Origin of the sequence: Chryseobacterium sp. (assembly GCF_029240215.1) — a bacterium.
Taxonomy (GTDB): Bacteria; Bacteroidota; Bacteroidia; order Flavobacteriales; family Weeksellaceae; genus Chryseobacterium.
Map to the genome: position 1 here is coordinate 82,301 of NZ_JARBTK010000004.1, position 14,220 is coordinate 96,520.

Below are 14,220 nucleotides of genomic sequence, written 5' to 3' on the forward strand. Positions count from 1 at the left end.
ACATAAATATTTTAGGTAATGCAAAATTACTGGGAAAAAAGTATCTCTTTTGAAGAGTATCTTGAAATCGGAAAACATAGATTAGAAAATCCTGCCAATCAACAGGAAATCGATTATAGACAATATTACGAACTGGGACTTCAGAGAATCGACAGAACATTAAAAAAGTATGTTCCTAATGAAGATCAGTTAAAAGAATTAGAAACCAAAAACTTTGACGGAAAAATTTTAATTATTTCCGAAGTTTGGTGTGGCGACGCAAGCTCAACCGTTCCTGCTTTGGTGAAATTTTTCGAAGGTAAAAATGAGGTTAGAATTTTCCTTAGAGACAGTGATAAAAGCTTAATCAATCAATTCTTGACCAACGGAACAGAATCTATCCCTAAAGTTATTATTCTGGATAAGGATTTTAACGTAAAAAATTCCTGGGGACCACGTCCAAAATATGGTAAAGAATTGTTGATGAAATACAAAGCTGATCCTGAAAATTATACAAAAGATCATTTTTATAATGATTTGCAATTGTATTATGCGAAAAACAGAGGAAAAGACGCGGTTCAGGAAATATTGGAGTTGTTGTAGTTTTTATTAATAATTTAGTTATCAATAATATTACATTTAGTTTGTCATTCCGTAGGAATCTAAGCTGAATTTATAAAATTTATTCTGTCAATAATTTGTTGAGATTCCTACGGAATGACAAAAATGCAGTTTAATTTTTTCCATTTAAAACAATTTTTATTAAACAGTAAAAATGAAAAAAAATATAATTTATATCGTATTAATTGCCATTATCGGAGTAATCGTTTTTGTTCCCGGAGTAAAAGACAAGTTGAAAGATGTATTCTTCCCGGTTGCAACGATAGAAAGTGCCGTACATATTGAAGCAGATGATTATGATGTAGACCTGCAGGGAATCAACGTTCCAAGTACCAATATGAAGAATTTCAGAAACAAACCTGTTTTTTTGAATTTTTGGGGAACATGGTGTCCTCCATGCAGAAAAGAATGGCCATCAATTCAAAGATTGTATGACCGGAGAAAAGACAATATAGATTTCGTTTTGATTGCGATGAAAGATGAGGAGCCAGCTGTAAGAAAATTTCTTAAAGAAAATAATTATACCGTTCCCGTATATATTGCACAAAGCCCGATCTCAGAAAAAATACTTCCAAAAGCATTCCCTACAACGTTCCTGCTTGACGAAAACGGAAGAATCCTCATTAAAGAAGACGCAGCAACAGACTGGGATTCAGAATCTATTCATCAGTTTATAGATAACATCATTAAATAAGTTTTAACTTAAATTATAATTTGTTGGTACAGAATTTGCGAAGTTTAGAGAGTTGAAATTATTTTAAAACAAACACAAAATGAAATATTCAAAACTTAATTTGGCTAAAGAAGCAATCAGTCACAAAGGCTTCGTAAAAAAAATACCTGACATTTTCAGAATGGTAAAAATGTGGAAAAGAGGAGAATATCCTGTAAAATCGATAGATCTTATTCTACCGTTAGTCGGTCTTCTTTATGTTATTTCTCCCATAGATATCATTCCTGATTTCATTATTGTTGCAGGAGTTTTAGATGACATTGCTGTCTTATCTTTAGCAATTCCAAAACTGATCCGTGAAGTAGATAAATTTCTACTTTGGGAAGCCGAACGAAAATACAGCACAGACGGCTCGAAGATAATTGATGCTGAAATTATAAAATAAAATTAAACCATTCCTTTTCGGGATGGTTTTTTTTTGTAAATGATCAGTTGCTTCTAGTTAATTTCAAAATACGAATTCACATTTTCACCTGCGAAGCAAAATTCACAATTGACTTTTAACATCATTTCCTTAAATTTGCAATATCTAATAAAAAATAATGGAAAGTAAAAAAGAATTCTTTTTGGAGTGCTACAAATTGGGCATCATTAAATTCGGAAGATTTACCTTAAAAAGCGGAATTGAAAGTCCGTTTTATGTAGACTTAAGACCTTTAGCTTCAGATCCTAAAATTTTGAAAAATTTGGCAAATTATTTATTGGAAATGCTTCCATTGGATAATTTCGATCTGATCTGCGGAGTTCCTTATGCTGCACTTCCAATGGCTACGGCAATGTCTCTGGAAAGCTATATTCCATTAATTATTAAAAGAAAAGAAGCAAAAAATTACGGTACAAAAAAACTGATCGAAGGAATTTACCAGAAAGGGCAAAACTGCCTTTTGGTAGAAGACGTGATCACTTCCGGAAAATCTTTGATTGAAACCATTGCAGAAGTTGAGCAGGAAGATCTTAAAGTTGCCGACATCGTTGTCGTTCTTGACAGAGAGCAAGGTGGGAAACAGCTTTTGGAAAGCAAAGGATACAGAGTTCATACTCTTTTCAATATTTCAGAAGTTTGTACCATTCTTCAGGAAGAAGGCGAACTTTCTGATGATGAAGTAAAGAGAATTCAGGATTTTCTTGCCGGAAATCATATTCAGTTTGAAGAGATTACCAGACTTTCTTATCAGGAAAAATTTGAAACTGCACAGCATTCCGTTTCAAAAAAATTATTAGAAATTGCTTTGGCAAAAGAATCAAATCTTATCGCTTCTGCTGACGTTACTACAACTCAGGAATTATTGGAACTGGCAGAAAAAGTGGGACCACATATTATTGCTTTAAAAACACATATCGATATTATTTCTGATTTTGATTACCAAAATACGATTGTTCCGTTGAAAGAATTGGCTTCAAAGCACAAGTTTTTATTAATGGAAGACAGAAAATTTGCCGACATCGGAAATACACAGGAACTACAATTCACAAGTGGTGTTTTCAAAATTACAGATTGGGCAGATTTTGTGACTTCTCAGGTTATCGGAGGTTTTGAGTCTTTAGACTGTTTCAAAAATGTAGGCGTTGTGGCAATTATCGGTATGTCTTCAAAAGGAACTTTAACGACGAACAGCTACAGAGAAGAAGCTTTGAAAGTTGCTTTATCACATCCGAACGTTATTGGCGGAGTTTCCCAGAACATTCTTCCTGAAGAAATGCTGTTATTTACACCTGGAGTCAACCTGGCAGATTCAGGTGACGGAAAAGGTCAGCAATACAATACTCCGGATCATGTTTTCAAAACGCTTCATACCGATTTCATCATCGTAGGAAGAGGAATTTACAAATCTGATAACCCTGGAGAAGCTGCTATAACTTATAAAAATAAAGGTTGGAAAGCCTATTTGAATTCTTTGTAACAAATAGTAATTCAACAGAAAAATCATCTTTATTGTATTTAAAAAAAGTTATATTTGATGCTTTATCATCAAATTGAAAAAGTTTAGTATTTGTTTTATTTTGTTTTGGGGAGTTGTGCAGGTTTCTGCACAGAAAGACAGCGTTTTTGTTGTGGCAAAACTATCTCAGAACAAAAAAATTCTTGAGGTAAAACAGGAAATTATTTATCATAATTATTCTGAAAAACCTTTAGACAGCATAAAACTTCTCAATTGGGTAGCAGCTTACAACAAGAGAGGAACTTCTTTGGTTTACCGAAAACTTGAAGACCGAAACAACAGTCTCCATTTTGCAAAACCTGAATTGTTGGGTAAAACTTTTGATCTGAAGATCAGCAACGATGATAATCAACTGGTCACCAAAAATAGCTTATCTGAGGAGAATTTATTTTTTGTTTTAAATAAACCTTTACCGGTTGGCGAAAGTATAAAATTACAATTGCACTATCAGATTCAGCTTCCTGATAAGAAATTTACAGGATACGGAACTTCTGAAAACAATATTGCTTTAAAATATTTCTTTATTGTTCCGGATCATTTTGATCCGGACAATATTTTTTCAAAAAATTATCTTGATATTGAAGAATCGATTAATTTCAACACTTATTGGACAGTCAATTTTGATCTTCCCGGAAAAAATTATTTTACTGAAGGAAATCTCCAGCAAACCAATACCAATTCTTTCAACGGATATTTAGATACCGATCCTGAATTTGTAATTTCTCAAAATCAATTTCAGACAATAAAAATAAATTCAGAAGACATTCAGACCGAAATTAAATTTGGGTATCCTATCAGTCCGCAGGAAATTCAGAATTTGGAATTTTTCCTCCCGCTTCAACTTAGATTTATCAAAGAAAAAATAGGTTATGTACCTGAAAGAATTTTCATTTCAGATAAATTCAGGGCAAAAGAAGATTTTTTTGGAAATAATGATATAAGTTTCTGGAAATTCAGGTTTAAACTTTTCACAGACGCTGAAAAAGTTGATCTCGATTATTTCGGAATCATCACCAAGAAAATTCTTGATCAGAGCATCATCGCCGACAAACAGGATGATCATTGGTTTAAAAATGGTCTGAAATCGTATCTCGAAATTCAATATTTAAAAAGATTCTACGGAGAAACAAAGCTTTTGGGAAAATTACCCGAAACAAGTATTATAGGAATTAAACCTTTAAAATGGTTCCATGCCTCAGATGTTAAATTGCTCGACCGTTATGGTTTGGCTTACCAATACATCATGTCGCAAAATCTTGATCAGAAAATTGATGAGCCTTTTTCTGCATTAAGTAATTTCAATGATATGGCAATCAGCAGCTTTGAAACAGGAAGTCTTTTCAGTTTTTCTGCCAATAAAATGGGTGAAGAAAATTTTAATACTTTAGTTAAAACTTACATTGCCGAAAACAGAGACAAGAAAATCAACCCTGAAGATTTTCTGAAACAACTTTCACAAAAAGAACCGTCAACTGATTATTTAACTGAGTTTTTCAAACAAAAGAACAGGGTCAATTTTAAATTGAAAAAATTTAAAACTAAAGATGACTCATTGGAAATCAGGATTGCAAAAAATACAGACAAAGCGATCCCTGTAAAGCTGGAAACCCAAACCAGAGATGGCGAAAAAAATTCTTATTGGATAGAAACAACCGAAAACGAAAGACTGAAAACCGTGAACCTTCCTGCTGAAAATATTTACAAGATCACTTTGAATGATGATTATATTTTCCCGGAAGCCAATTATCGTGACAATTTTTTATATACAAAAGGTTTATTTTCAAATTCAAAAAAAATTAAATTTAAACTGATCAAAGATATTCCTAATCCTGAGTTCAATGAAATTTATCTGAATCCGCGAATCAGATTCACCAATACGTATGACAAGTTTTTGATTGGAATAAATTTTAAAAACCAGTCTCTTTTTGATCAGAAATTTCTTTATTCCATTACTCCGTCTTTCAGTACGGGAACAGGAAAATTGACTGGATCAGGAGCAGTTGAATATTCATTTCTTCCCGCAGAAAGCATTATTCAAAGTCTGACTTTTGGAGTTTCAGGATCATATTTCCATTATGATTATGATCTTGCTTATCAAAAAGCTTCGCTATATTCTGCTATCAGATTTAGGAAAAATCCGAGAAGCACGGTTAGTCGTGGCGCCAGTTTTTCTTATAACTATTTTCAGAGAGATCTGAACGCAAAAATGATTGCAGATCGCGATTACGAAAAATACAATCTCTGGACACTTGGATATGGATATGCCGATAACCAGATGATTCACGAGAAAAGCTTTAGCATCAGTACCCAGGGAATGCACGATTTTAATAAAATTACCGCAGAAGCTTTCTATAGGTGGGAATTTGCACCGAGACAAAAGCTGAGTCTGAGATTATTTGGAGGATATTTTGCCAGAAATGAAACGAGAAACAACACTTTCGATTACGGAATTTCAAGAGTTTCCGACTATTCTTTTTCTTACAATCTTTTGGGACAAAGTGCAACCGGCGGGATTTTGTCTCAGCAATTCGTTTTGGCAGACGGTGGTTTTAAATCTTTTATCCCCGGAACGGTTAATCGATGGATCACTTCCTTGAATGTTGACACGAGTGTCTGGAAAATTTTTCATATCTACGCAGATGCCGGAATTTATAAAAACAAAAATAATCCTACACAGTTTATCTGGGACAGTGGTGTAAAAGTAAGAGTGATTCCTGATTTTCTTGAAATCTACTTCCCTGTACAGTCTTCTCTGGGCTTTGAGCCCGGTTTTAAAGATTATGGAAAAAGGATCAGATATACTTTAATTCTGAATCTGAGTACAATTATTAATGCAGCAAGAAGAGGTTGGTATTAAAAAAACAGCTGCCTCTCGACAACTGTTTTACTTTTATCTTAATTAAGTTTAAATTAATCTTTTAAAATTTTCTGAGAAACCGGTTGATTATTGACTGTTCCTGTAACAATATAATTTCCTTTTTGTAATTCGGCAACATTTAAAGCAGACCCTCCTTTTACTGAAGCAGTTTTCACTAACTGACCCGATAATGTATACACTTTAATGTTTTCTACATCAGAAGCGAAAACAATCTCATCAGTTTTTACCAACGAATTTTTAATAAATCCTGGTTTCTTAGAGACATCAGTAATATCATTTACCGCTAAAGTTCCTGATGACTGCGGAGTTGGCAGTGTCACAGTAAAATCAATGTTGTTATTATTGGTATCGCCGTTTGTTCTGGTAATTGAATTTAGAATCGTCGGCGACGGAGCAGCTCCGGCCCCTTCAAACTGATTCGCTAAGCCATATCCTACAAAGTCTAAGACATTAGCTGAAGTAGGCCCAGTAACCTGCGTTGCATTGCTTGCCAAAGCAATTTTTCCTGAAGTAAGTGCAAGACCAACTCCTACTCCAACACTGGGAGAACCATCAAAATTCAAGAGAACATTTACAATAAGATTAGGATTGACTAAATTAATCAGTCCACCTAATCCATCAGATCCTTGCTGAATTAAATACGTTTGCCCCGGAGCCAGACTGATATTGGGCAAAGTATTGTACTGAGTAAAAGCTCCTGTTGAAGATGCATACTGAATGGTCGCTCCATTAAGAGAAGCAGCAGAAGTACCAATGTTTTTCAATTCTATGAAATCATTTGTAATGGCTGCGCCTAAAATTCCGCCACCGGTATAGACTTCATTTATTACAATCTGAGCATTAAAAAATGCAGCTATCGAGACAAGCCCGATAAAAGTAAATACTTTTTTCATAACGATAATATTTTGTTTGGTTAATAAAATAAAAACAAAAACAATACCAGATACTTAAAAATATCAAAATTTTGTTAAATTATCTTAAAATCAAACTAACTAAAATAACACAAAAAAGCCACTTCAATGAAGTGGCTATATATGCTGAAATTGTTTTAAAGATTAGTCTTTCAAAATCTTCTGAGAAATTGGTTGGTTATTTATTTCTTGATAAATTTCTTCTTAAAAATGCCATGTTTTGTTTCAATATTAATGATATAAACACCTGATGGAAGATCAATTACATCTATTTTATTCTCGTTTAACACTACATTAAAAGTTTTCCCATCAACACCAACCACAGAAATACTTTCAATTTTCGAATTTGTCTTAATGTTTAATATATCTGATGTAGGGTTAGGATAAATCTCTACTCCCATTATGTTTTTTTCTTCGTACAACTTTTGTGAATTTCGTAAATCTAAAAACATATTGTCTCTCTGAGCTGTATTTTTACTTTTACCAACATTTTCTGAGCAATTACAGTCTTCTATTTTTGCTAAAAAATTAGCACCATTTTCAATATACGTATTGGGTAAAAGTGAAATATTATTTCCGGCCTTCATTATAATGTTTTTACCTGAACTTATGCTATAATTTGATTCAGCTACAATTGATTGACTAGCTTGATAAGTATGACTGCTATTATTTTCTTGAGAAGATAAATTAATTGAAGCAAGACAATAATAGCTGGTGCTTTCTGAAAGATTTGGCACTAATTGAGGAAGATCATTTCTAGATCCTACGCTTATTGCATTTGAAGGCATGTTTGAAAAATAAATTGCATAAAGATCTGCATAGCTCTGTCCATAAACATCCGGGTTAATAATTTGTCCTAAATACTTTTCCGTATCATTGTATGGCTTATAAAAATAAATATCCCCTTTTTTATTTCTCTGCAAAGTAATTATTCCAGTTGTTCCTAAATTAACTTGTGCATTCGGTACAGACGTATATATTAAATTATTATTTGTTGAATTGAGTAAATCTACTGAATAAAACATACTCCCAACTAGATTCCCTTGAAGTTTACCTGCGTAAAGTATGTTTGCATATTGATTGAATTCCAAATATAAAGGCTCTAAACTAGCTATTGAAAGGGTAAAATCTGAAGTTATTAATCCAGAAAAATTATTAAATGAATAAATTATGCTTTCATTATTCGCATTATATCCTTGAATATTTGAAACACTTAAAAAATTAGTAAAATTACTACAGGTATTTATATTAGGTGAAGCTTTGATGAAACTTATATGAGGAAAAGTATTATTTCCAGAGGTAATTAAATTATTAACAATTGGAGTATTGCTGAGTCCTTGGCTATTTAAATTATAGGAGTAGACTTTAGAGTCTGTCAGCACCAGAACCCAAAAAGAATTATTATCTCCATGCGGAACCACTGTTACACCCTTTGCATTATTAAAAATATTCCCGAACTCATTCAATATAGGAATTTTTTTGAGATTTGAAACGGCACCTAATGGCTGACCATTCATTAAACCTCCTAAAGACATATCGACAACTGAATAATATGCAAAATAACCATTATTAGTAGTTACATCTGAGCTAAAAATATAGTATAAATCAGCATTAGTTGGATGTTTAACAATAGCTGTTTGACTTCCTGCATGCTGTATGTCTCCATTTGACATAAATTGATGATCCCTATTCCAGACCTGATTACCATCCGTATAAAATAATAAATTTCCGTTACTATCGCTTACCGAACCAGATGAAATCATGGAAGACATCTGACTATTCGTAATAATTTGTGGATTGGAGTTTGAGAAATTAAGAGCTGCCATATTCCCAAAATACCAATTGTTATTTTCTCCTTGAGAAAAAACAAACAATGGCAATATCAATAAAAATGTTATATAAAATTTTTTCATAAATTCAATTTTATATAAATTATTTCATTCTTTTTTCTAAAGCTTCGATTCTTTTCTGTTGCTCGATAGTATATAGCGTAAGTTCTTCTATTTTCTTCAAAAGAAGAATGTTCATTTCCTTTAGCTCTATCCCGTTTTTCATAGCTTCTTCTGTCGTTGGAACTTCGGGTAGATGACCATTTTCATTAATAAAGTTTTCTACAGCTTTTAACGGCATTAGCTTATAATCTTTTTTGAATACATAATCTGCCCAACCATTATTGGCTGCAATATCTACTTTTACTTTTTCTGTACGAATGCCGTCTTTTACAAAAAGTTTGTATTGATTACAATCTGAACAGGTAGCTAATGTTTTGGAACCTATAACAACTCTACCATCATTAAGACTATCCTCTTCTAAGTAAACTATCCGATTTTCTCCATCAACTCTCATGGGAAAATAGTCCCATGGAGCATTAAAGACAGTAAAAGCATTTGTCACCTCATCAATTTGGAATTTTGCCTTTCCTCCAAAAATATTAAAACCTATACCAGGATATGAAACATTGAATCCAGTTTGATTACTAATTTTAAATCGCTCAATATTGTTAGTTTTAAAAACTAAATCCTGATTATCAGTAGTTCCAATAAAGTTTGTTCCCGACGTTGTTCCTGCATTTCCAGTTAAAGACCAATTTTGCGCATTTGCAAATAATCCGCTCAATACTGTAAGTAAAACAATAGTTTTCTTCATAATAATTTTCATTTTAAAGGTTATGTATTTTTTTTAAATTTAAATAAAATTTTAGTATTACAAACAAAAAAAACAGTTACCAAGAGATAACTGCTTTTTTATTCGATTTTCAATCGTTATTTATTTAGTCTTTCAAAATCTTCTGAGAAACAGGTTGGTTATTTACAGTTCCTGTTACTATGTAATTTCCTTTTGCTAATTCAGCAACGTTCAAAGCAGCACCGTCTTTTACAGAAGCAGTTTTCACAACCTGACCTGTAAGCGTGTAGATCTTAACATCTTTCACATCAGCTCCGAAAGTGATTTCTTCGTTTTTTACAAAAGTGTTTTTTACAAAGCTTGATTTAATTTTGTTCAAATCTGAAACAGCAAGAACTATAGGTGACGTGGTTGTTACTACTAAATTATCTATTTCAATAAATGGAGTTTCAGTTACACTATCTTGTCTTAAAAAGAAAGTACTTGCTGATGTTAAATCCGTTCCAGTATGTGTATCTATTGGTGTAGCTAATAAATTATTTACCCATAAATTTACTGTATCATCAGAGGTACCTGGGTTAAAGTTATACCCTACGGTAATCTGATAAGTTTGATTGATATTATAGTCCGCTGTAGTCCACGTTGTAGTTGCCCCTACTGCAGTTCTAACCTCAATACCTAATTTATATGTAGTATCAGTGATTTTTTTCGTCCATATAGTACCACCAAAAGTAGTATTATCCTGTCCAAAACCAGCAAAATACCCACCATCTGCCAATGTTGCAGCAGTAACATTAGTTATTTTTAAATCCATTGAATAAAAAACACTCCCAGAAGTTACAGGTGTAATAGCTTGCTTCAAATCTTCACCAGCTCCATCAAATTTTACAACACCAGATTGAACTAAAATTTTGTCTGTAGCATTTGCAGATTGTACCGCCCAGTTACCTTGTCCATTAAGATCTCCGTTTGGATAAGTAAATGTTTCATTATAAGGTAGAGTTGCTTGTGCATTTGCAAAAGCTGCAACCGCAACAACGCCTAAAACAGTAAAGATTTTTTTCATAACTTAAATTTTTAATTATTAATAATTTACACTGCAAAATTAGTGGATTTTTTTCATTTAAGACAATATTAAGGTTAATTTTCTGTTAATAACGCTAAAAGCCCTATCGCTCACATTTTTTAGTTATTTTTACCAATTATTTTTAAAGATTTGCGGAATTCGGTTCTGATTTTCTTACTTTTTTTCTTGGGCTTATCATTGAATAACGCTCAAATCTTCTCGTGGAAAAACCCCAACATTCCGAAAGACAGCATCAAAAAAGACAGTATCCTTGCGGCAAGGCTTGAACAGGACATTTTCGCAAAAGACACGATGGATTTTGTGAAAACCAGCAACAGAATCATTGTAGACGAAGCAGTATTAGCAAAAAATGATAAAAAAAGATTTTTAGGAGAATTGAATTCTAAAGGATCAATCATCCGCGGGATTACTTTCGGGAACAATCAGGGGCAATCTGTACAGAGTTCGATGGATCTGCAGATTTCCGGAAGATTATCAAAAGATGTAACAATTTTAGCAAGTATTTCTGATCACAACTTACCGATTCAGGCAGATGGATATACGCAGACTCTTGAAGAATTTGACAAAATCTACATGCAGCTCAACATTAAAGATAAATCAATTCTTCGAGCGGGACATCTGGATCTTTTAGATGACAAAAATTATTTCGCCAAGTATCAGCGACGAAGCATGGGACTCCAGTTTCAGACGCAATTCGGAACTGAAAACAAAACTTTTGTAGATGTTTCTTTGGGTGTAGCGCGAAGTGAATTTCACAGAATCCGTTTTCAGGGAGTAGAAGGAAATCAGGGACCTTATCGTTTAACAGGAAAAAACGGCGAGCAGTTTATCACACTTATTTCCGGTTCTGAGCAGGTTTTTATTGACGGTATTTTGATGAAACGTGGTGAAAACCAGGATTACGTTATCAATTATAATACAGGAGAAGTTACCTTTACCAGTTTCCGTCCGATTTTCCAGCAGAATTTTATTACTATTTCTTTCAATTATACCAACCGGAATTATTCAAGATATTTATTTACCGGAAAACTGGAACATCAACGCGAGAAATTCAAAATCGGACTCAACTGGTTCATGGAGAATGACAACAAAAATGCGCCTTTAGCTTTAAATCTATCCAAAGAAGACGAGCAGATTTTAGCAGATGCAGGCAATGATCCCAATCTGATGTATGCTCCGTCAGGAGTTGTAGCAGAATATGATGTCAATAAAATACTTTATAGCCTAGTACAAGACACCAATGGAAGTCATTATCAATTCTCTACGGATGTTACACAGACTTTATATACTGTTTCTTTCACCTATTTCGGAGCTAATCTCGGAGATTATAAGCTCACTCAAACCACAAATAACGGACGTGTTTTTGAGTACGTTGGTCCAAACTCAGGTGATTACAGAGCAGTTAGAAAACTGCCTTCTCCACAAAAATCACAGGTGTACACCGTAAATTCCGAGTATCTTTTAAAAGACGGGAAAATAGGAGCAGACATTTCTTTAAGCAACTATGATCTCAATTTGTTTTCATCAAAAGATTCTGATCAGAATTTAGGATATGCCGCAAGAATTTTCGGGAACAAAACATTTACGAAAAACAGCTGGAAGGGAACTCCGAGCTTTGAATATCAATACATCGACAAACAATTTCATATTCTCGACCGTATTAATGATGTAGAATTCTCCAGAGATTTCAACTTGGCGCAGGAATTCAGCGGAAGAACCCAGAACAGATTTATATTCAATTTCCTTAATAAATGGAACAACAAATCAACGTTAAACTATCGTGTAAACTACCTTGATGAACAAGATTCTTATAAAGGAATTAAAAATGATTTAGATTTTAGCTGGATCAAAGGAAAATTCCTTACCAAAGGAAACTTATCATACCTTGATACCAATGCAACTTTGCAGGATACAAAATTCATCCGTGGAGGTGCTGCAACGGAGTACACAGGAAAAAAAGGAAGCTGGTCTTTGGGCGGAAGTATGGAGCACAACGAAAAGAAATTTAATGACACCCAATTAATGGATGTCACAAGCTTCAGTTGGAAAGAATTGTTTGTTCAGAAAAAAATCGGTGATAGCGCAAGAACGAAACTTTTGTCTAAAGTTTATGTAAGAGATAATGACTCTGTACGTGACAACAGGCTTCAGAATATGAACAGAATCTTAGGTTTCATGGCGGAAAGTCAGCTAATCAAGACAGAAAAAACCACCTTAAATGCTTTAATTCATTACAGAAAATTCTTCTACAAAAATGAAGATGTTGATATGAATCAGAATAAAGATTTTGTAGTAGGAAACATTCTTTATAACCAGCAGTTATTTAAAAACGGAATGCGTCTGCAGGCATTTTACGAATTAGGAAACGGACAGGAAGCGCAACGTGAATTTCAATATATTAAAGTGACCGATGGGCAGGGAATTTATAAATGGACCGATTACAACGGTGACGGGGTTCAGCAGTTAGATGAATTTGAAATTGCAGAATATTCCGATTTGGCGCAATACATTAGGATTTACACCAATTCCGTCCGGTATATTCCTTCCAATAAAAACAAGCTGCAGTTGGCATTATTTGTTAATCCTGCAATTGTTTTCAACTCAGAAAATAAATTTTTAAAACGGTGGAATTTTAATGTTTCATTAAATTCTCAAAACTCATATTTTAAAAGAGATAAAGTTTTGGTTTTAAATCCGTTTGAAAAAAGCGATGACCAGATTCTCAAGAATCAGAATATTCTGGCATCCGTACAGTTTAATCCTACCGAAAAATCGGGTTGGAACGGAAATTACCGTTTCATCGCCAATGACAACCTCATCAATGCCAATTTCAGCAACGAAGAACGGAATCAGACTTCGCATTTCGTGAATCTTGGATATTGGTTTAATAAAGAATTCAGGGTAGATTGGGAAAACTCTGTTCACGATTTGCAAAACTCTTCACAGCTTTTTGCAACTAGAGATTACCGACTGAATAATTTTGAAACCAAACCCAAAGCAACCTACAAATTTACCGACGCCATACAGGCCGAATTTTCTTCAGCTTATCGTGAAAAGAAAAGAGTAGACGGTGAAGAACTTCTGAAAGCTTTTGACATCACCGGGACAATTCAGTGGGAACGTAAGAAAACTTCGATCAGAGGAAATTTCTCTTTCATTAATAATGATTTTACCGGAAACAATTTCAGCATCGTGGGAAATCAAATGCTTGACGGCTTAAAACCTGGAAAAAACCAAGTTTGGAGTGTGTTTATTCAACAGGCAATCAATTCTTTCTTACAATTAAATTTAAATTACGAAGGCAGAAACTCAGGCGACCGCACGATTCATATTGGAAGTATGCAGGTGAAAGCTAGTTTTTAAGATTAGAAACAAAATTAGTAATCATTCCTGTTTTTTAATCAAAACATCGAGTTTGTTATTTCGCAGAATCTTAATATTTTATT

General features: G+C 33.5%; 10 protein-coding genes. 6 read left to right on the forward strand and 4 right to left on the reverse strand.

All coding sequences use genetic code 11. The features are described from left to right. The first annotated feature begins 18 nt into the window (after positions 1 to 18). From K0R77_RS10025 to K0R77_RS10045, 5 genes are all read left to right on the forward strand, one after another. Complete coding sequence (locus tag K0R77_RS10025; protein ID WP_300351885.1) at positions 19 to 582, forward strand: thioredoxin family protein; 564 nt, start codon at positions 19 to 21, stop codon at positions 580 to 582. Between the two features lie 172 nt (positions 583 to 754). Then, a complete protein-coding gene (locus K0R77_RS10030; protein WP_300351886.1) occupies positions 755 to 1,294 on the forward strand; it encodes a TlpA disulfide reductase family protein in 540 nt (179 codons plus the stop codon). Between the two features lie 79 nt (positions 1,295 to 1,373). Then, positions 1,374 to 1,718, forward strand: a complete 345-nt coding sequence (locus K0R77_RS10035; protein ID WP_300351887.1) for a DUF1232 domain-containing protein — start codon at positions 1,374 to 1,376, stop codon at positions 1,716 to 1,718. A gap of 157 nt (positions 1,719 to 1,875) precedes the next feature. Beyond that, complete coding sequence (gene pyrF, locus K0R77_RS10040) at positions 1,876 to 3,234, forward strand: orotidine-5'-phosphate decarboxylase (RefSeq protein ID WP_300351889.1); 1,359 nt, start codon at positions 1,876 to 1,878, stop codon at positions 3,232 to 3,234. 73 nt (positions 3,235 to 3,307) lie between these two features. Then, positions 3,308 to 6,130, forward strand: coding sequence for an aminopeptidase (locus K0R77_RS10045; protein WP_300351891.1), 2,823 nt, complete (start codon positions 3,308 to 3,310; stop codon positions 6,128 to 6,130). Positions 6,131 to 6,183: 53 nt separating this feature from the next. Here the strand turns inward: K0R77_RS10045 and K0R77_RS10050 are convergent, their stop codons facing one another. The 4 genes from K0R77_RS10050 to K0R77_RS10065 form a co-directional block, all read right to left on the reverse strand. Continuing rightward, on the reverse strand, positions 6,184 to 7,044 hold the full coding sequence (locus K0R77_RS10050; RefSeq protein ID WP_300351893.1) for a lamin tail domain-containing protein: 861 nt from the start codon (positions 7,042 to 7,044) through the stop codon (positions 6,184 to 6,186). Between the two features lie 200 nt (positions 7,045 to 7,244). Further along, positions 7,245 to 8,975, reverse strand: coding sequence for a T9SS type A sorting domain-containing protein (locus K0R77_RS10055; protein WP_300351895.1), 1,731 nt, complete (start codon positions 8,973 to 8,975; stop codon positions 7,245 to 7,247). 19 nt (positions 8,976 to 8,994) lie between these two features. Beyond that, entirely contained in the window at positions 8,995 to 9,708 is a 714-nt protein-coding gene (locus K0R77_RS10060; protein WP_300351897.1) for a hypothetical protein, read from the reverse strand. Positions 9,709 to 9,832: 124 nt separating this feature from the next. Next, positions 9,833 to 10,753, reverse strand: coding sequence for a T9SS type A sorting domain-containing protein (locus K0R77_RS10065; RefSeq protein WP_300351898.1), 921 nt, complete (start codon positions 10,751 to 10,753; stop codon positions 9,833 to 9,835). A 198-nt stretch (positions 10,754 to 10,951) separates the two neighbouring features. On the opposite strand from K0R77_RS10065, the gene K0R77_RS10070 reads away from it, so the two are divergent. Then, a complete protein-coding gene (locus K0R77_RS10070; protein WP_300351899.1) occupies positions 10,952 to 14,137 on the forward strand; it encodes a hypothetical protein in 3,186 nt (1,061 codons plus the stop codon). The last annotated feature ends 83 nt before the right edge of the window (positions 14,138 to 14,220 follow it).